Origin of the sequence: Azospirillum sp. B2RO_4, assembly GCF_051124815.1 — a bacterium.
Lineage (GTDB): Bacteria > Pseudomonadota > Alphaproteobacteria > Azospirillales > Azospirillaceae > Azospirillum.
This window is the reverse complement of record NZ_CP118485.1, coordinates 399412-418150: the sequence shown is the minus strand read 5'-3', so window position 1 is coordinate 418150 and position 18739 is coordinate 399412. Positions and strand designations below refer to the sequence as shown.

The following is an 18739-nucleotide window of genomic DNA, read 5'->3' as shown; positions in this document are numbered from 1 at the left end:
CATGAGCAAGGCCTTCACCCGCGAGAACGACACGCCCGAAGACGACGATCTCGACGAACCGGTACCGCTGCCGCAGGGTTTCAAGAACTACATGACCCCGCCCGGCTTCCAGCGCATGCAGGAGGAACTGCGCCACCTGCTGCGGGTGGAGCGGCCGAAGGTGGTGGAGGTGGTGTCCTGGGCCGCCGGCAACGGTGACCGGTCGGAGAATGGCGACTATCTCTACGGCAAGAAGCGCCTGCGCGAGATCGACCGCCGCATCCGCTTCCTGAACAAGCGGTTGGAATCGGCGGTGGTGGTCAATCCGCAGGATCAGAAGAACCGCGAACAGGTCTTCTTCGGCGCCACCGTCACCTATGCCCGCGAGGATGGGTCGGAGAACACCATCACCATCGTCGGCGCCGACGAGGTCGATCCCGACCGCGGCCATGTCAGCTGGATCTCTCCCATCGCCCGCGCCCTGCTGAAGGCGCGGGAGGGCGATCTTGTGGATGTCCGCACTCCGGCGGGGATGGAACAGGTCGAAGTGCTGGAGATCAGGTACGCCGGGTGAGGGGTGGTTGCTTTGGATGCCCCCTCCCCATCCCTCCCCCGCTCTCGGCCGGCCGAAGGCCGGTCCGATCGCGGGAGAGGGGGTAGGACGCTTGTCAACGTGAGCTATTCGCGAGGCGGCGGAGTTCCCTCTCCCGCGAGAGCGGGGGAGGGTTAGGGAGGGGGCATCAGTGCCGAGACTTCACTCCGCCGCCGGCTGGTAGATCTCCCCGCCCGACTCGCGGAACTTCTGCGACATCTCGGCCATGCCGGACTCCGCGGCGTCGCGGATTTCCTGCGTGATCTTCATCGAACAGAATTTCGGCCCGCACATCGAACAGAAATGCGCGGTCTTGGCACCTTCCGCCGGAAGGGTCTCGTCGTGGTAGGCCATCGCCGTGTCGGGATCGAGCGACAGGGCGAACTGGTCGCGCCAGCGGAAGGAGAAGCGGGCGCGCGACATGGCGTCGTCGCGCAGCCGCGCAGCCGGGTGGCCCTTGGCGAGGTCGGCGGCATGGGCGGCGATCTTATAGGCGATGACGCCGGCCTTCACGTCGTCGCGATCCGGCAGGCCCAGATGCTCCTTCGGCGTGACGTAGCAGAGCATCGCCGTGCCGAACCAGCCGATCATCGCCGCGCCGATGGCGCTGGTGATGTGGTCGTAACCCGGCGCGATGTCGGTCACCAAGGGCCCGAGCGTGTAGAAGGGCGCCTCGCCGCACAGCGCGATCTGCTTCTCGACATTGTGCTTGATCTTGTGCATCGGCACATGGCCCGGCCCCTCGATCATCACCTGAACGTCGCGCGCCCAGGCGATCTTGGTCAGCTCGCCCAGCGTCTCCAACTCGGCGAACTGCGCGGCGTCGTTGGCATCGGCCTGACTGCCGGGCCGCAGACCGTCACCCATCGACAGCGCCACGTCATAAGCGCGGCAGATCTCGACGATGTCGGCGAAATGATCGTAGAGGAAATTCTCGCGGTGATGCGCCAGACACCATTTGGCGATGATCGAGCCGCCGCGCGAGACGATCCCGGTCACCCGCTTGGCGGTCAGCGGGATGTGGCTCAGCCGCAGGCCGGCATGGATGGTAAAGTAATCGACGCCCTGCTCCGCCTGCTCGATCAGGGTGTCGCGGAACAGCTCCCAGGTCAGGTCTTCCGCCTTGCCCTTCACCTTCTCCAGCGCCTGATAGATCGGCACGGTGCCGATGGGAACCGGGGAGTTGCGCAGGATCCACTCGCGGGTCTGGTGGATGTCGGCACCGGTCGACAGGTCCATCACGGTGTCGGCGCCCCAGCGGATCGACCAGACCATCTTTTCCACCTCCTCCTCGATCGAGGAGGTCACGGCGGAGTTGCCGATGTTGGCGTTGATCTTGGTCAGGAAGTTGCGGCCGATGATCATCGGCTCCGACTCGGGGTGGTTGACGTTGGACGGGATGATCGCCCGCCCGCGCGCCACCTCGTCCCGGACGAATTCCGGGGTGATGAAGTCGGGGATCTCGGCGCCGAAATCCTCGCCGTCACGCCCCAATCCATTGGCCGCGTCCAGCGCCGCGGCGCGGCCGAGATTCTCGCGGACGGCGATGTATTCCATCTCCGCGGTGACGATGCCGCCGCGGGCGTAGGCCATCTGGGTCACCGCCCCGCCACCCTTGGCGCGCAGCACGCCGCTGTCGGTGGTCTCCACATCGCCACGGGCCAGGATCCAGTCGCGGCGGTGTTTGGCCAGCCCCGCGCGCACGTCGATGGCGACCGACTCGTCGGTGTAGGGACCGGAGGCGTCATAGACGGTCAGCGGCGGCTCGCCGCCCGACAGCGCGATCTCGCGCATGGCGACGCGCAGATCGGGAAAGCGCGTGCCGGGCACATGGATTTTCCGCGACGACGGCAGCGGGCCGGTCGAAATGCGGATGGCGTTCTCGTTGAAGTCCTTGGGCATTGGGTTTCTCCGTCGGAGTTGGGCGGACAAACCCGGGACTGCGGACGGAGGTGCGGTATCATCGTGCAGGCCATGCGCCCCATAGATATGGGGCCGATACGGCCGGACGGGGCGTGGTCGGCCCGTCACGAGGTCCCTCCCTTCGCCGGTATGACCCGGATCAGGTTCGAAGGGTCACCACGCTGCCGGCGACGATTGGCGCCGTCCGGCCGTTGGTATCTCAGCCCCCTGTCGGGACCCCCCTGGAATGCGCCCATCCTGCCGACGGAGAACGCGCCTGTCAAAAGGAAAGCGCCGCGGACGATCCGCCTGCCATATTGTGGAAAATCGCTACATCCAGCGCTTCGACCGCACATAGACCACCGGCAGCAACGCCGACAGCAGCATCAGCCCCAGGGCGCTGACATATCCGAAGGGCGAATCGCTGCCGGGCATGTCGGTGAAATTCATGCCGCCGATGCTGGCGACCAAGGTCGGCGGATAGAGCAGAACGGTCAGCACCGACACGATCTTCACGATTTCGTTCTGCTCGACGTTGATCTGGCCCAGTGCGGTATCCAGCGCCAACGCGACTTTGCCGGACAGAAAGCGGGCATACTGGTCGAGCCCGCGCAGGTCCTGCAGCGTGGTCTTGGCCCAGCGCCGCGTCGCCTTGCCGGAGTTCCAGCCGTCGCCGCGCGCCAGGAAATCGGTCATGCGGGAAAGGCTGGCCAGACTGACCCGCGCCTTGCCGATCAGATGGCCGGCATGGCCGATGCGCTTCAACGTCTGGGCATCGTCCAGCGTCTCGCCGCGCGAGCGCAGCTTGCGCCCGCGGAAATAGCGCCGGTTCAGCGCATCCAGCTCGACCCCGGTGCGCCGCAGCACGACGGAGGTGCGGTCGATCATGCCATCCACCAGCGCCGCCAGAACCAGCTCGCCACGGGCGGCGGAGATCTCGCCATGGGTGGCACGGCGGCGGAAAGCCAGCAGCGCCTGCGGATCGATGTCGTGGATGGTCACCAGCCGCCGCCCGGCGAGCACGAAGCTGACGGTGGCGATGCGCGGCTCGTCGGTGTCGGCCCAGACCAGCGCGGTGACGGTCATGGTCAAGGCGCCGCCGGCCACGCGCAGACGGCTCGATTCCTCGATCTCCGCCATCTGCTCGCGGGTGGGCAGACCGGTGCCGATCAGCGCCTCCGCCCGCGCCAGTTCACCCGGCGTCGGGTTGATCAGGTCCAGCCACACGGCGGAGTCGGGCAGCTGCGCCGCCTCGTCCGCTGCCGCCTCCCTGGCCCAACGCAGCAGACCGCCGTCATTGACGAAGACATGCAGCAAGGCTGTGCTCCTTGCGTGGTGCCGGACGGCGTTACGTCATCCGGCCGCCGCGCCGCGGCTTCACCGGCGGCGGCGCCTTTTCCCCGTCATCGAGGTCCAGCGCCGCGCCCTCGGCCTTCAACGCCTGTTCCAGCTTGCGTCGGAAGGCGCCGCCATCCCGCTTGGCGTCGAGGAAATGGCCGACCGCCTCCTTCGCCGCGTCGCTGTCGTAGGGGACCTTGCCCAACGCCGCCAGCCGGGCGCGCTCCACCAGCTTCGGGTCCATCTTTTCGCGGATGGCCTTCATCTGGCGGAGCAGGTCCTTGCGCAGGTCGCTCATCGGTCCCCCGTTTACCGACTCAGGCCTTGCCGATCAGGGTGCCGGCGCCGCCCTCGGTGAAGATCTCCAGCAGCAGCGCATGCGGAACGCGGCCATCCAGGATAACAGCGGCGTCGACGCCCTGCTCCACCGCGCCGATGCAGGTCTCGATCTTCGGGATCATGCCGCCCGATGCGGTGCCGTCGGCGATGGCCTTGTGGGCATCGGCCAGCGACATCTTCTCGATCAGCTTCTTTTCCTTGTCGAGCACGCCGGCGACATCGGTCAGCAGGAAGAAGCGCGCCGCCTTCACCGCCGCCGCGACCGCACCGGCCGCCGTGTCGGCGTTGATGTTGTAGGTATCGCCGTTCACGTCGAAGCCGACCGGCGCGATCACCGGGATGATGTCCGACTTGGCGAGGGCCTGCAGGATCTCCGGATTGACCTTGTAGGGCTCGCCGACGAAGCCCAGGTCCAGCACCCGCTCGATGTTGCTGTCGGGGTCGCGCTGCACGCGCTCCAGCCGGCGGGCGGTGATCAGGTTGCTGTCCTTGCCGGACAGGCCGACGGCGCGGCCGCCGGCGCTGTTGATGGCGGCGACGATCTGCTTGTTGATGGAGCCGGCCAGCACCATCTCGACCACCTCGACCGTCTCCTTGTCGGTGACGCGCAGGCCGTCGATGAAGCTGGACTTGATCTTCAGGCGCTCCAGCATCTGGCCGATCTGCGGCCCGCCGCCGTGGACGACCACCGGGTTGATGCCGACCTGCTTCAGCAGCACGATGTCGCGCGCGAACAGTTCCGCCAGCCCGGCGTCGCCCATGGCGTGGCCGCCGTACTTGATGACGAAGGTGCTCCCGGCATAACGGCGCATGTAGGGCAGCGCTTCGGACAGGGTACGGGCCTTGGCGAGCCACTCGTCACGGGTGGGAGTCTGCACGGGAGGATGCCCTTTGTCGGGGTGGACGGTTGGGCTTCTTTAACGGAAAGGCCGGCCGGTTGCCTAGGGGGCAATTTAACGGTCACATACCCGGCGGCGCCGGCCGGCTATTCGGCCGGCAGTGCGAGCGCTGCCAGACTGGCGCGCAGTTCGGCGATGCCCTCGCCCTTCTCCGAGCTGGTGACATGGATGTCCGGGAAGGCGGCCGGATGCTTCTTCAGCCCAGCCTGGGTGTCGCGGCGCACCTTGTCCAGATCCGCGGCCTTCACCTTGTCGGCCTTGGTCAGCACGACGACATAGGGCACCGCCGTGCGGTCCAGCATCTCCATGATCTCATGGTCGTTGGGCTTCAGCCCATGGCGCGAGTCGATCAGCACCAGCGCCCGGCGCAGCGTGACCCGGCCGCGCAGAAACCGGCGGACCATGTCGTTCCACGCCTCCACCTTCTCCTTCGATTCCTTGGCATAGCCGTAGCCGGGCATGTCCACCAGCTTCAGCCGGTTGCCGAGGTTGAAGAAGTTGAGCTGCTGGGTGCGGCCCGGCGTGTTGGAGGTGCGGGCCAGCGTCTTGCGCCCGGTCAGCGCGTTGACGAGGCTCGACTTGCCGACATTCGACCGGCCGGCGAAGGCGACCTCCGGCAGGTCGGCCTCCGGCAACTGGTTCAGCGCGTTGGCGCCCCAGACGAAGTCGCACTCCTTGGCGAACAGCAGCCGCCCGGCCTCCAGCGCGCCCTCGTCGAAGCCGGAAACGATGCTGGGGGTGTTGGAGGTCGGCGTGTCGGGAGTGGTCATGGCGGGCGCTCTCGTTGGGGTGGGCTGAAAAACATACCGCCGGCAAAGGCCCGTCAAGGGTCTTTGCCGGCGGTACATCTCAGAAACTGGGCAGAGGAGTGATTAAGCCGATCAGGCCTTCACGCCCATGCGCTTCATGATGGTCCACTGCTGCAGGACCGACAGGGTGTTGTTCCAGGCCCAGTAGATCACCAGACCGGCCGGGAAGCCGGCGAGCATGAAGGTGAAGACGATGGGCAGGAACTGGAACACCTTCTGCTGGACCGGGTCCGGCGGGGCCGGGTTCATCTTCTGCTGGAACCACATGGTCACGCCCATGATCAGCGGCCACAGGCCGAGATGCAGCAGGTGCGGCGGGTCCCAGGGAATGACGCCGAAGAGAGTGAACAGGTTGGTCGGATCCGGCGCGGACAGATCGTGGATCCAGCCGAAGAACGGCGCATGCCGCATTTCGATGGTCACGAACAGTACCTTGTAGAGCGAGAAGAAGACCGGGATCTGGATCAGGATCGGCAGGCAGCCCGACACCGGGGAGACCTTCTCGCGCTTGTACAGCGCCATCAGCTCCTGGTTCATGCGGGCCTGATCGTCGCTGAACTTCTCGCGCAGCTCCTGCATCTTCGGCTGCAGCGCCTTCATCTTGCTCATCGCCTGATAGGACTTGTTGGCGAGCGGGAAGAAGACGGCCTTGACGCAGACGGTCAGCACCAGGATGGCGATGCCGAAGTTACCGATGACACGGCCCAGGAAATCGAGCGCGTAGAAGAAGGGCTTGGTCAGGAAGTAGAACCAGCCGAAGTCGATCGCGAGGTCGAAATTCTTGATGTTCAGCTTTTCGGAGTAGCTGTCGAGCAGCTTCACCTGCTTGGCGCCGGCGAACAGGCGGCCGGTGTTCTCGACCGAAGCACCCGGCGCGACGGTGACCGGGGCGCCCATCGTGTCGGTCTGGTAGCGGTCGGAATTGGCGACCTGATTGTAGAGGAAGCGCGCGGTGACCTTCTCGTTCGAATCGGGCACCAGCGACACCAGCCAGTACTTGTCGGTGATGCCGATCCAGCCGCCGGTGGTCTCCTTGGAGATGCTGCCGGCCTTGCGGACGTCGTCGTACTTCTCTTCGGTCAGCGAGCCGTTGAAGACGCCGAGCGGGCCCTCATGCAGGATGTAGTATCCGGACGTGTGCGGCGTGCCGGTGCGCGACACCAGGCTGTAGGGCAGCAGGGTGACGGGGTTGGCGCCCGTGTTGCGCACGGTCTGCGTCACCGTGAACATGAAGTCCGGGTCGACGGCGATCTTGCGCTCGAACACCAGCCCCTGGCCGTTGTCCCAGGTCAGGGTCAGCGGCTTGTCCGGGGTCAGCGCCGTACCGTCGGCGGTCCAGCGGGTGGTCGCGGTCGGGGTGGCGATGCCGGCGCCCTGCGGCACCCAGCCGAACTCGGCGTAATAGGCGGCGGGCGTGCCGGCCGGGGCCAGCAGCACGATTTCCGCGCTCTTGGGGTCCGGGGTCTCGTGGTACTGGGCCAGCGTCAGGTCGTCGATGCGGCCGCCGACGAGATTGACCGAGCCGTGCAGCGCCGGAGTGTCGATCTTCACGCGGGTGCCGGCCGCCATCTGCTCGGCGAGCAGTTCGGGGCGCTCCTTCGCGACCTCAGCCGTGGCGGGGGGCTGCTGGGCGGGCACGCCGGGGGCCGGCACCGGCACCGACTGCTCCGTCTGGGCGGCCTGCTGGGCGGCGAGTTGCTTCTGCTGCTCCACCCGCGGCTTCTCGTAGAAATACTGGAAGCCCAGAAGGATGGCGATCGACAGGGCAATCGCGATGATGAGGTTGCGTTGGTCGGTCATGGCGTCCCGGTTGCCGTGGGGCCTTTGGAAGAAGGGCGGCGTGTGCGCGGCCTTGTTACGGGTTTTCGCCGGGCTGGGCAACCGCCGCATGCCCTTTTTCCCGCGGGCCGCAGCAATGGGGCGCCAGGGGCGCCCCCTGCGGAACGGGATCGGGCACGGGATCCCAGCCGGACCCGCCCCAGGGATGGCAACGCCCGAGCCGGCGCACCGTCAGCCATCCCCCCCGGATGGCGCCGTGCTTTTCCAGCGATTCGATGGCGTAGCAGGAGCAGGTCGGCTGGAAACGGCAATGCCAGCCCACGAAGGGCGACAAGGTCCAGCGATAGAGATAAACGAGCGCGCGGAGCAGGTGCGCGAGCGGGCTGAGGCCGGCGATGCGAAACATGACGTCGCGGGCCTCCTACCCTTCCGCCTCGCGCCATAGGCCGAGGCGCTTCAGCCCGGCGGTCAGGTCGCCGAGCAGATCGGTCCAGGGTCGTTCGGCGGTACCGCCGCGCGCGACCAGGACGAAGTCATGGCCCGGAGCGGCGTGGGTGGACAGAAGCTGCCGCGCGGCCTCACGCAAACGGCGGCGGGCACGATTGCGCACCACCGCGTTGCCGACCTTGCGGCTCGCCGTCAAACCGAAACGGATCGGCGGACCGCCATCGGCGGGCCGCTGCTTGTCGTCGTGCCGGCGCACCTGGAGGATCAGGCCGGGAGCCACATGCTTGCGCCGTGTCCCGGCCACGGCCAGAAATTCCGGCCGCCGCATCAGGCGCCCGACCTCTTGGTCCGGCGCCGCCATCGCGGGGATCAGGCGCTCAGAACCTTGCGGCCGCGGGCGCGGCGGCGGGCGATCACCTTGCGTCCGCCGACGGTGGCCATACGGGCGCGGAAGCCATGACGACGCTTACGCACGATTTTGGAGGGCTGGAACGTGCGCTTCATGGCGCCTACTCCTTAAGCTTTGCTGATGGTGACGGGAAGAAGACGCCCAGCCGGATGGCCGGGCGCCGAACCTATGAACCTGAAACGAACCGAAAGGCGCCTTACTCGGCAGCCCGGCGGCCGTTGACCATGCCGCGGCCGGTGGTACGCTCGGCGATGCGGGCGGCCTTGCCGCGCAGATCGCGCAGATAGTACAGCTTGGCGCGACGGACGGCGCCCTTGCGGACCAGCTCGATCGAGTCGATGCGCGGGGAGTACAGCGGGAACACGCGCTCCACGCCCTCGCCGTAGCTGATCTTGCGAACGGTGAAGGAGCTGTTCAGGCCGGCGTTCTTGCGGGCGATCACGACGCCCTCATAGGCCTGGACACGCTCGCGCGTGCCTTCGACGACCTTCACGTTCACGCGGACGGTATCGCCCGAGGAGAACTCCGGGATCGTCTTGCCACCGAGGGCCTTCTCGATCTGCTCCTGCTCGAGCTGCTGCAACAGGTTCATAGCACTACCCCTTTTCTATCGGTGCGCCTCGCGGCGGACCGTCACTCCGGTTTCGGGTCGCGCCGGCGAGCCTGCCGCCGACCCTTGTTCGTAACAGCTTCTGCCGGGCGGCTCGCCTGGTAGAGCGACCACAGGTCCGGCCGTCGGGCCTCCGTGATCCTCTCCGCCTCGGCCAGCCGCCAGGCCTTGACCTTTCCGTGGTGACCGGAGAGCAGAACCTCCGGCACCGCGCGCTCCACACTCTGCCCGTCGGTCCAGACCGCCGGCCGGGTGTAGTGGGGGTATTCGAGCAACCCCCGTTCGAAACTCTCTTCGCCCGCCGTCTCCACGTTGCCCATGACGCCGGGGAGCAAGCGCACCACGGCATCCATCAGGCTGAGCGCGGCGAGTTCCCCGCCGGACAGCACGAAATCCCCGAGGCTGACCTCTTCGAGGCCGTGCGCATCGAGGACCCGCTGGTCCACCCCTTCGTACCGGCCGCAGAGCAGCGTCACCACCGGGGTGGCGGCCAACTCCTTGACCAGTTCCTGGTTCAGCACCCGTCCGCGAGGCGACAGATAGATCGCCCGGCCGCGTCCCGGTGCCCCCACAGGTCCCGCCGTCGCGGTCAAAGCCGCGTCCAGCACGTCGGGCCGCATGACCATGCCGGCCCCTCCGCCGAAGGGGGTGTCGTCGACGGAGCGGTGTTTATCGCGCGCGAACGAGCGAATGTCCACCGATTCCAGTGCCCAGACTCCATTTTCCAACGCCTTGCCGGCCAGCGAGTGGCCGAGCGGCCCCGGAAACATTTCCGGGAACAGCGTCAGAACCTTGGCCGTCCAGACCCGCGGACCGTCGGCGCCGTGATTCACGGCCCCTCCTCCCCGCTCTGGTCTCCGCCCTCTTCCCCCTCGGTCTCTTCCGCCTCGTCACCGGAGCCCTCGCGGGCTTCGATCACGGCCGGAAGATCGACGACGATGCGACCGCCCCGGACATCGACCACCGGCACGCAGGCCTTGGAGAATGGAAGCATCTCCAGCGGACCGCCGGCGGTCCTGACCTCCAGCACGTCGCCCGCGCCGAAATCGTAAATCGCCTTGACCGTGCCGTAGACGGTCCCGTCGGCGAGTTCCGCACGCAACCCGATCAGGTCGGCATGGTAGAACTCGTCCTCGTCCTCCGTCGCCGGCAAGGCGCCGCGGTCCACGTAGAGCCGTACGCCTGCCAGCGCCTGTGCCTGTTCGCGGCTGGTCACCCCGTCGACCTTGGCCAGGAAGTTGTCCTTGACCATGCCCTGGAGCGTCACCGTGAAGCGGCGGGCGCCGGCTTCGTCCGACAGCGGGCCATAGGTCACGACGTCGGCGGGTTCGGCGGTGAAGCTGCGCAGCTTCACCAGCCCCCGCACGCCGTGCGATCCCGCGAACTGGCCGACACAGATTTTGGCGGTCATCGAAGGAACACCCGGCACGTCGTCACGACCTCAACCCTGCACTCAGCCTTCAGCCGCGGCGGCAGCGGCGGCGGCCTCGGCCTTCAGACGCTCCTGCGCCTTGGCCTTCGGGGCCGACTTCTTCGGGGTCTCGCGGACGGCGGGCTTCTCGACCAGGCCGGCATTGGCCAGGAAGAGGACCACGCGGTCCGTCGGCTGGGCGCCGACCGACAGCCAATGCTTGGCGCGCTCGGCGTTCAGGATGATGCGCTGCTCGTGCTCGCGCGGCAGCATCGGGTTGTAGGTGCCGATCTTCTCGATGAAGCGGCCGTCACGCGGGCTGCGGGCGTCCGCGATGACGATCGAGTAGAACGGACGCTTCTTCGCACCACCGCGAGCCAGACGAATCTTCAGAGCCATTGGTCGAAACTTTCTCTTCTCAAGTCAAACAGGTATCAGGTGATTTCGTCAGGCGGTCAGGTCAGCCGAAAGGCCCCTTGCCGCCAAAGCCGCCGAGTCCCTTCGGCAGCAGATTTCCCAGGCCGCCGCGCAGCATCCCCTTCTTCCCAAGCTTCTGCACCTGCTTCATCATTCCGCGCATGGTCTCGAACTGCTTCAGCAGCTTGTTGACCTCCTGCACCGAAGTGCCGGAACCGGCGGCGATGCGCTTGCGACGCGAAGCCTTGATGATGTCGGGGTTCTTGCGTTCCGCCTTGGTCATCGAGGAGATGATCGCCTCCTGGCGCTTGATCATCCCGTCGTCGACGTTGGCGTCCTTCAGCTGGTCCTTGATCTTGCCGATGCCCGGCAGCATCCCCATCAGGCCGGACATGCCACCCATCTTGCGGAGTTGCTTCAGCTGCATCGCCATGTCGTCGAGGTCGAAGCCCTGGCCCTTCTCCATCTTGCGGGCGAGCTTTTCGGCCTCGTCCTTGTCGATGGTCTCGACCGCCTTCTCCACCAGCGACACCACGTCGCCCATGCCGAGGATACGGCCGGCGATGCGGTCGGGGTGGAAGGACTCCAGCGCGTCGATCTTTTCGCCGACGCCCAGCAGCTTGATCGGCTTGCCGGTGATCTGGCGCATCGACAGGGCGGCACCGCCGCGGGCGTCGCCGTCGATGCGGGTCAGCACGATGCCGGTGATGCCGACCTTGTCGTTGAAGTTGGTGGCGACGGTGACGGCGTCCTGGCCGGTCATCGCGTCGGCGACCAGCAGCGTTTCCGCCGGCTTGGTCGCGTCGCGGACCGCCGCGACCTCCGCCATCAGCTCCTCGTCGATGGCGAGGCGGCCGGCGGTGTCGAGCATGACGACGTCGTAGCCTTCGAGACGGCCGGTCTCGATGGCGCGTTTGGCGATAGCGACCGGGTCCTGACCCGGCACGATCGGCAGCGTGGCGACGCCGGTCTGCTCGCCCAGAACCTTCAGCTGTTCCTGCGCGGCCGGACGGCGCACGTCCAGCGAAGCCATCAGGACCTTCTTGCGCTCCTTCGTCTTCAGACGGAGCGCGATCTTGGCGGTGCTGGTGGTCTTGCCCGAGCCCTGCAGGCCGACCATCAGGATCGGCACCGGAGCGGCGGCGTTCAGGTTGATGTCGGCGCCTTCGCCCAGCATCTCCACGAGGTTGTCGTGGACGATCTTGATGACCTGCTGGCCGGGGGTGACCGACTTCAGCACCTCCTGCCCGACGGCGCGTTCCTTCACCTGGGCGACGAACTGCTTGACGACGGGCAGCGCGACGTCGGCCTCCAGCATCGCCACGCGAACTTCGCGCAGTGCTGCGGAGACGTCCTCCTCGGTCAGCGCGCCACGGCGGCGCAGCTTGTCGAAGATGTCGCCCAGGCGTCCGGTCAGGCCTTCGAACATGCGTTACTCGTTCCCCAGTTCCGGGTCCAGCGTCAAAGCCGCCACCCGCACAAGCACGAAAGCGCCAGTGCGCGAATTTCGCGGACTGGCGGAGATACCCGGCATGGGGCCGGGGTACCCGGTCTATCGACTTGGCGGAAGACAGGTCGGCGGACCATAGAGAAGCGGGCAGGCCGAGTCAACCATTGCCGGCGGCATTTGGTCTCCCTTCAAAGGTCGGACTTGCCGGGCCGCGGTTATCGGTCGCAACCTTGTCACAGTCCGCCGACTCTTAACCAAATTTTGGCGACTCTTTCGGATTATGGGTTACCAAATAGAGAAGGTATGCCGGCGATGTCGTCCGCCCAGGGCTTCGGGTCCAACAGTCCGCGAACCAAGCTGACCCAGAGCCAGCTCAACGCGATCCTGTTGCGGCACCAGGCATTCCGTAAAAGCCAGCCCGGCGGCGTGCGCGCCAACCTGAAGATGCGCGACCTGTCGCATCTCGACCTGTCCGGCATCGACCTGTCGGACGCCGACCTGTCGGGCGCCAAGCTGTTCAGCGCGCGGCTGACCGGCGCCAACCTGTGCAACGCCAACCTCTATGCCGCCGACCTGCGGCTCGCCAATCTGGAGAAGGCGGACCTGCGCCGCGCCGACCTGCGCGGCGCCTGCCTGCGCGGCGCGGTGCTGAGCGAGGCGACGCTGGTGGAGGTCGACCTGCGCGACGGCACGCTGCTGCACTACGACGCCAGCGGCGAGATGTACGCGCAGGAGTATGAGGATTCGGTCCTGACGTCGGAACTGACGGCGGCGACCATCCGCGGCGCCGACCTGTCGCGGGCGAAGATCGCCAACGCCTTCGTCATGCAAACCGACCTGACCGATGCCATCCTGCGCGGCACGAAGTTCATGCGCGCCAACCTGACCGGCTCCAACCTGACTGGCTGCGACCTGACCGACGCCGACCTGACGGAGGCCAACCTGTCGGGCGCCCGTTTGTCGGGGGCGGTGATGACCGGCTGCGCCATCAACCGCACCAACTTCAGCGGCGCCACCCTGATCGGCGCCATCCTCGACGCCGCCCAGATGCGCTCGCCCAATCTGCAGGCGGCGGTGCTGGCCAAGACGCTGGAGAACCCGGAAGACGACCTGCGCGAGATGCTGATGGAGCATCTGACCTGGATCGACAGCGGCGGCAAAGCCGGCAAGCGTGCCGACCTGTCGGCGCTGGACCTGTCGGGCCGCAAGCTGGACGGCATCAACCTGTCGGCGGCGATCCTCCAATGCATCGCGCTGCGCGGCGCCAACCTGTCGGGGGCGTCGATGGCGATAGCCGACCTGTCGCTGGCCGACATGCGCAAGGCCAACCTGTCGAAGGCCGATCTGCGCGGCGTGAATTTCGAGCGCGCCACCCTGACCGGCGCCGACCTGACCGGGGCGCAACTCGGCCCCGTCCATATCCAGACGATGAGCGGCCATATCTGGCGCGCCAATCTGCAGCGCGCCCGGTTGGGCATGGCGCTGCTGTGCAAGGCCGACCTGCGCAAGGCCAACCTCGCCGGCGCCAATCTGGCCGGGGCGGACCTGACCGGGGCCGACCTCAGCGAAGCCGATCTGACCGGCGCCGACCTGACCGGGGCCGTGCTGGACGGCGCCACGCTGGATCAGGCGATCGTCGAGGAGGCGATCGGGCTGGCCGGCTGAAACCGGCTCCAGCTCAGACGGGGGTCCTGTCCCGCTTCGCCAGCCAGTCGCCGGAGCTGTAGACGCTGCGGACATGGTGGACCAGCAGGTTGCGGGCGTCGATCAACTGGCCCATCCGTTCGCGGCAGGCGACGATGCCGGTGTCGGGGTGATAGACCGGCGCAAGTTCGCGGAAACGCCGCCGCACCTGATCCTCGTCGAAACACCATTCATTGACGAAGCCGAACAGCAGCGCCGCGTCGCGCACTTCGGTGACCCGGCCGTCTAGCGGCTGGAAGGACAGGCGCTGCAGCGCATGGGCCAGCGTCTTGTTGCGGTAGCCGAGCGTCTCGACCGCTGCCTCCAGCCGGCGCACGTCTTCGCCCGGCAGGATGCGGGCGCCCGGATCGGCGAGCGCCAGGGCCGCGGCCAGCGCCCTGCGGATCGCCGCGTCGCAGGCTTCCACCCCCTCCACCTCCAGCACCGCTTCCCCGCCCGAGTCGCGCAATCCGGGATCGATCGCCCCCTCCGGCGCCAGCAACAGGGCGGCCGTCACGAGCGCCGGCACCCCGACCCCGCGCAGGGCGGCAAGCTCCAGCACCGCGGCGCGGAAATGCGCGCCGCAGGGCACGGTTCGGCCGGAGGCCGGCAGGGGACTGGACTCTTCCGGTGCGGTCATCGTCTGCGCCAACACTTGGTGGAAGCGGGCGCGAGTCTACGCAATCTCTTGAATCGCCGCAATCGCGCGGATGGGCGCGGCCAAAAGGATTTGAGGAAAATGGATTATCGCACTCGGGATCAGTGCGTCCTCATCGCTCCCGGCTTGGCCGGCAGGCGGTCGAGCAACTCGTCGATATAAGCGGTTTCGTCCTTCCCCGACATGGCGGCGAAGCCCTTCAGCATCTGGCTGCCGAAGGAGAAGACGCTGGACAGGTCGATGCGCCACGCCCCGCCCTCGCGCACGAAGTCGGCCGGAACCAGCGCCGGCCGGTTGTCGACCATCAGCAGGCCCGATGCCCGGTCTCCCTTGACCCGCACCGGCCCCAGGGAGCTGCGGGAGATGACGTTGGGGCCGAGCCAGCCCGCCTTCAGCGCATGGTTGGCGATGTCGCCGACCGACATGCGGCGCAGCTCGGACGGGCCGAGATAGCGGCGCAGGCCCATGGCGGCGAAACGCTCCGCCGGCTCCAGCCGCTGCAGCGCTGCGTCGCCGGGCTGGCGGGCGGCATCGCGCACCGATTCCAGCGATTTGACCGAGTTGCGGGTGAGCAGCGAAATCACCGCCGCCCCCCGCTTTTCGGCCAGCGCATTGCGGGCGGCGTCGAAGGTCGCGGCGACCGCGCGCTCCTCCGGCGTTTCGCGCGGCGGGGCGGCGAATCCGGTGGATGCGGCGATCAGGACGACGAAGAAAGCGAGGAAAGCGACACGCATGCCAGGGGAAACCCGAAAGCGGTTGGAAAACTCACGCCTTCTCCTCGACGCCGAAGAATTCGAGCTGCCAGCGCATCTCTTCGTCGGTCATCGGATAGTGCGTGCCGTCGCGAGCATTAAGCGCCGTTTTTGGCGGAATCTGGGCGAGCCGCAACTGGACCTGCCGGGCAAAGCGCATGGTCAGCCCGGCGCGCCACACCAGCGCGGTGACGGCGCGCGGCGCATGGGTGGCGACGATGCGGTCGACCACCGGCAGCGGGATCTGCGACAGCTCCGCCAGCGCCGCCATGACAAAGCCGCGGTCCCCCTCCACCATCGACCCTTCGATCAGCTTCTCGGTCAGCTTGCCTTCCTTGTTCAGGCGCGCCGCCTTGTCGCTGGGGCGTTCCACCGGCTTCTCCGGCCCGGCGGCACCGCCGACCGCCTCCTCGCCGAAATCGACCGGGCCGAGCGGCTGGCCGGGCGCGGTGCCGGCCGCCGCCTGCCCCACCCGCTGGCGCACCGCCTCCACCAGCCCGCGCGCCGCCTCGGGCTCGAGGTCGTCGCGGTCCTGCAGGACCTTCAGCAGACTGTCGGCGACGAAGCTGGCCAGCCGCGCCACCGCGCGCGCCGGCAGCCGCGGGCGGCGGACCAGCGGCGAATGCCAGGGCTCGTGCTGCGGCGCCTGATCCAGGATACGGTCGAGGGTCTCTTCGCGGATCTGGGCCGACGGGTTGCCGAGCAGCGCCGTCACCGCCGCCTCGTCGTCGGAGCGCGCGATGGCATCGGCGACGGAGGCGGAGACGTTCTGCCGGCTGGCGATGGCGGTCATCGCGCCCCGCACCGGCCCCTTCATGATGATGTCGGTCAGATCCTCTTCGGTGAGGATCGGCGAATGCTGCAGGACCGGCGAGCAGACCGACAGTTCGACATCGCGGGCCAGCCGGTTGATGACGCCGTGCGGGGCGTTGGGCAGGTGCTTCAGCGCCTCGGCCAGGATGCCGCGCACCTCGGTCGCCTGGTCGCGCGCCAGCGTCTCCAGGCATTCCACCGTCAGCCGCTCGATCTGCGTCGCCTGATCGGCAGACAGTTCCGGCAGCAGGCGGGCGATCTTCTGCGCCACCGCCTGCCGCACCATGACCTCACGGTCCTTGGCCAGCAGCAGGTCGGCCTGCCGCGGCGTTCCGGCATTGGTGGCGATGGCGCGCCGCACCTCGGCCGCGGCGTCGGCGGCGAGGAAATAGAGCAGCTCCGGCCGGGTCTTGGGATGCTCGGCGACCTTCCGGCGGACCGCCGGATCCTCGCTCTGCACCATCCGCTTGGCGGATTCGTAATCGGCGGGGTCGAGCGTCTCGGGACGCGGGGCGGCAGGCGGGGTCACGGGGCGGGCTCCGCGGCGGAAACGTCGGAAGAAGAGGCCTGGAAGACCGGAGCCAGGGCGTAATGCCCCTTGCCGCTCTTCTTGGCGTCGTACATGGCGGCGTCGGCGCGGTCGGTCAACTCGCGCACCGTCTCGCCGCGGCCGGGAATGTGGACGGCGATGCCGATCGACAGGCCCAGCGGCTTCTCCGCGCTTGCCGACAGGTGGGCAAGGTCACGCATGCCGTTCAACAGCCGATCGGCGACGATCCGCGCCTTCTCCTCGTCGGTGCGGCCCAGCCACAGCACGAACTCGTCGCCGCCCAGCCGCCCCGGCAGGTCGCCCGGCCGCACCCCGGTGGTCAGCAGCGTGCCGATGGCCTTCAGCACCGTGTCGCCCTGCTGGTGGCCGTGCAGGTCGTTGACCGCCTTGAAATTGTCCAGGTCGACATAGAGCAGGGCCGACGGCCCGCTGTCCGGCCGCGAGATCGATTCCTCCAGCCGTTCGAAGAAGGTGCGGCGGTTGAACAGGCCGGTCAGCCCATCGCGTTCCGACAGGCGTCGCAGCCGTTCCTGATAGGCGAGATGGGCATGGGCGATGCCGATATGGTCGGCCACGCCGGACATCAACTGGCGGTCGTCATCGTCCCAGGGCTCCGAATCGCCGGTGCGCCAGACCAGCAGCGCGCCGTTCACCGCCTGCCGGTATTCGGTCCGCTCGCCGATCAGCTGCACGTCGCCCAGCCGGTCGGTCACCAGACCCTCGCCACTGGCGATGCGGTCGAGCAGCGCGGTCCCGACCTCCGGCAACTCCGCACCGAACTCCGCGACCAGCGACAGGGCGACGCGACCGCCACCCGGGGCACCGGCGCTGCCGCCCCCCTCCTCCGCCCGATAGATGCGGCAGCCGTCGGCGCTGAGCGCCCGCGCCGTCTCCGTGGCGGCGACCACCAGTGCTTCCGCGGCGTCGAGCCTGTCGCGCAGGGTGTGGACGATGTGGCCGAGCAGCCGTTCGCGATAGCGGATGCGCGCCAGCTCGTTGGAGCGCAGCACCTGTTCGGTCACGTCACGGCAGACGCCGCGGGCGCCGATCCAGTCACCCTGCGGCCCGAAAAGCGGCAGGGCGGAGGCGACGATGCAGGCCGGCGTGCCGTCGGCGCTCTTCAGCCAAAGCTCGGACTGATCGACCGCACGGCGGCAGTCGAAGGGCATCGGCAGGTCTTCCGCGTCCTCCAGCGCCAGGGTCCGCGGGTCGCGGCCGATCAGCGCGTCGGCCGGATAGCCGAGAGCGCCCTTGTGGCTGACGAAGACGAAGGTGCCGTCCGGTCCGGTTTCCCAGGCGAAGTCGGAGGAGACCTCGACCAGATCCTTGTAGCGCCGCCGCGATTCGGTCAGCGTGTGGCGCAGTTGCCGTTCCAGCGTGTCGTCGCGGCCCAGCAGCAGGAAGCCGCCGTCGGGCAGCGGCACGCCGGCCCATTCGACGATCATGATCCCGCGCAGGGATTCCACCGGCACCGAGCGCAGACCCGGCGCCACGCTGGACGCCGACAGCCAGTTGCGCAGTTCCGGCAGCCAGCGCGGGTCGCTGTCCATCATGTCTTCCGCCTCGGCATTGGCTTCGGCGACGGCCAGTGCCGAATCCAGCCGCAGGGCCGGGCCGGGATACAGCGCGACCAGCGTCACGGGGCCGGTCGGACCGGCAGTCGGGGCGGAGGTACCGGTGGTCAGGAGAAGGTCCACGGCGATCCCAGATCGGCGGGCCACGCGGCGGACGAGCCACGGGGCGGGCGGGGCGAATACCTTAGGCTGCAAACCGTTATAAGGTCTGGCTCATGTTACCTCTTTAGGGGTTAATCTTCAATCAACCAACGATGCGGGGGATTCCCCATGGCAACGGTTCGACTCAAGGGACGAACCGGCGCTGCGACCATGTGAAGCGCCTTGC

At 67.8% G+C, this 18739-nt stretch carries 20 protein-coding genes and 1 riboswitch; of the genes, 2 read left to right on the top strand and 18 right to left on the bottom strand.

Annotation, left to right across the window (positions count from 1 at the left end; all coding sequences use genetic code 11):
* The first annotated feature begins 1 nt into the window (after nt 1).
* Nucleotides 2-553: a transcription elongation factor GreB gene (greB, locus tag PWS46_RS01820; protein WP_434617283.1), complete on the top strand. Its 552-nt coding sequence runs from the start codon at nt 2-4 to the stop codon at nt 551-553.
* Nucleotides 554-733: 180 nt separating this feature from the next.
* Here the strand turns inward: greB and thiC are convergent, their stop codons facing one another.
* The 14 genes from thiC to ffh all read right to left on the bottom strand — a co-directional run bounded on the left by thiC (nt 734) and on the right by ffh (nt 12360).
* Nucleotides 734-2473, bottom strand: a complete 1740-nt coding sequence (thiC, locus tag PWS46_RS01815; RefSeq protein ID WP_434617279.1) for a phosphomethylpyrimidine synthase ThiC — start codon at nt 2471-2473, stop codon at nt 734-736.
* Nucleotides 2474-2593: 120 nt separating this feature from the next.
* A riboswitch (TPP riboswitch) is annotated at nt 2594-2727 on the bottom strand.
* 76 nt (nt 2728-2803) lie between these two features.
* Nucleotides 2804-3790, bottom strand: coding sequence for a magnesium transporter CorA family protein (locus PWS46_RS01810; RefSeq protein WP_434617276.1), 987 nt, complete (start codon nt 3788-3790; stop codon nt 2804-2806).
* A gap of 31 nt (nt 3791-3821) precedes the next feature.
* Complete coding sequence (locus PWS46_RS01805) at nt 3822-4109, bottom strand: hypothetical protein (protein ID WP_434617273.1); 288 nt, start codon at nt 4107-4109, stop codon at nt 3822-3824.
* Between the two features lie 19 nt (nt 4110-4128).
* Nucleotides 4129-5028, bottom strand: coding sequence for an acetylglutamate kinase (gene argB, locus PWS46_RS01800; RefSeq protein WP_085088015.1), 900 nt, complete (start codon nt 5026-5028; stop codon nt 4129-4131).
* A gap of 107 nt (nt 5029-5135) precedes the next feature.
* Nucleotides 5136-5819: a ribosome biogenesis GTP-binding protein YihA/YsxC gene (yihA, locus tag PWS46_RS01795; protein WP_434617270.1), complete on the bottom strand. Its 684-nt coding sequence runs from the start codon at nt 5817-5819 to the stop codon at nt 5136-5138.
* A 111-nt stretch (nt 5820-5930) separates the two neighbouring features.
* Nucleotides 5931-7658 (bottom strand): membrane protein insertase YidC, encoded by a 1728-nt coding sequence (gene yidC / locus PWS46_RS01790; protein ID WP_434617267.1) that lies wholly within the window; start codon nt 7656-7658, stop codon nt 5931-5933.
* A 55-nt stretch (nt 7659-7713) separates the two neighbouring features.
* Nucleotides 7714-8043, bottom strand: a complete 330-nt coding sequence (gene yidD, locus PWS46_RS01785) for a membrane protein insertion efficiency factor YidD (protein ID WP_434617264.1) — start codon at nt 8041-8043, stop codon at nt 7714-7716.
* A gap of 15 nt (nt 8044-8058) precedes the next feature.
* Nucleotides 8059-8445, bottom strand: coding sequence for a ribonuclease P protein component (rnpA, locus tag PWS46_RS01780; RefSeq protein ID WP_434617261.1), 387 nt, complete (start codon nt 8443-8445; stop codon nt 8059-8061).
* Between the two features lie 8 nt (nt 8446-8453).
* Nucleotides 8454-8588 carry a 50S ribosomal protein L34 gene (rpmH, locus tag PWS46_RS01775; RefSeq protein WP_012973146.1) on the bottom strand — a complete coding sequence of 45 codons (135 nt, stop codon included), beginning with the start codon at nt 8586-8588 and terminating at the stop codon, nt 8454-8456.
* 101 nt (nt 8589-8689) lie between these two features.
* Nucleotides 8690-9085 (bottom strand): 50S ribosomal protein L19, encoded by a 396-nt coding sequence (gene rplS, locus PWS46_RS01770; protein ID WP_012973145.1) that lies wholly within the window; start codon nt 9083-9085, stop codon nt 8690-8692.
* 41 nt (nt 9086-9126) lie between these two features.
* Nucleotides 9127-9873 carry a tRNA (guanosine(37)-N1)-methyltransferase TrmD gene (gene trmD, locus PWS46_RS01765; protein WP_434619868.1) on the bottom strand — a complete coding sequence of 249 codons (747 nt, stop codon included), beginning with the start codon at nt 9871-9873 and terminating at the stop codon, nt 9127-9129.
* 59 nt (nt 9874-9932) lie between these two features.
* Nucleotides 9933-10514 (bottom strand): ribosome maturation factor RimM, encoded by a 582-nt coding sequence (gene rimM / locus PWS46_RS01760; protein ID WP_434617257.1) that lies wholly within the window; start codon nt 10512-10514, stop codon nt 9933-9935.
* A 42-nt stretch (nt 10515-10556) separates the two neighbouring features.
* Nucleotides 10557-10913, bottom strand: coding sequence for a 30S ribosomal protein S16 (gene rpsP / locus PWS46_RS01755; RefSeq protein WP_149197599.1), 357 nt, complete (start codon nt 10911-10913; stop codon nt 10557-10559).
* Nucleotides 10914-10974: 61 nt separating this feature from the next.
* Nucleotides 10975-12360 (bottom strand): signal recognition particle protein, encoded by a 1386-nt coding sequence (gene ffh, locus PWS46_RS01750; RefSeq protein ID WP_085087993.1) that lies wholly within the window; start codon nt 12358-12360, stop codon nt 10975-10977.
* Nucleotides 12361-12693: 333 nt separating this feature from the next.
* Here ffh and PWS46_RS01745 point away from each other — a divergent pair, with 333 nt between their 5' ends.
* On the top strand, nt 12694-14046 hold the full coding sequence (locus PWS46_RS01745; RefSeq protein ID WP_434617253.1) for a pentapeptide repeat-containing protein: 1353 nt from the start codon (nt 12694-12696) through the stop codon (nt 14044-14046).
* A gap of 13 nt (nt 14047-14059) precedes the next feature.
* Here PWS46_RS01745 and PWS46_RS01740 read toward each other — a convergent pair whose 3' ends face one another.
* From PWS46_RS01740 to PWS46_RS01725, 4 genes are all read right to left on the bottom strand, one after another.
* Entirely contained in the window at nt 14060-14704 is a 645-nt protein-coding gene (locus tag PWS46_RS01740) for a hypothetical protein (RefSeq protein WP_434617250.1), read from the bottom strand.
* 119 nt (nt 14705-14823) lie between these two features.
* The gene (locus PWS46_RS01735) at nt 14824-15456 is read right to left on the bottom strand and encodes a hypothetical protein (RefSeq protein ID WP_434617247.1); all 633 of its coding nucleotides are present in this window, start codon (nt 15454-15456) and stop codon (nt 14824-14826) included.
* A 31-nt stretch (nt 15457-15487) separates the two neighbouring features.
* The gene (locus tag PWS46_RS01730) at nt 15488-16816 is read right to left on the bottom strand and encodes a DUF2336 domain-containing protein (RefSeq protein ID WP_434617245.1); all 1329 of its coding nucleotides are present in this window, start codon (nt 16814-16816) and stop codon (nt 15488-15490) included.
* Entirely contained in the window at nt 16813-18534 is a 1722-nt protein-coding gene (locus tag PWS46_RS01725) for a sensor domain-containing diguanylate cyclase (protein ID WP_434617242.1), read from the bottom strand. Before PWS46_RS01725 ends, PWS46_RS01730 begins: the two co-directional genes overlap by 4 nt.
* Nucleotides 18535-18739 lie beyond the last annotated feature (205 nt).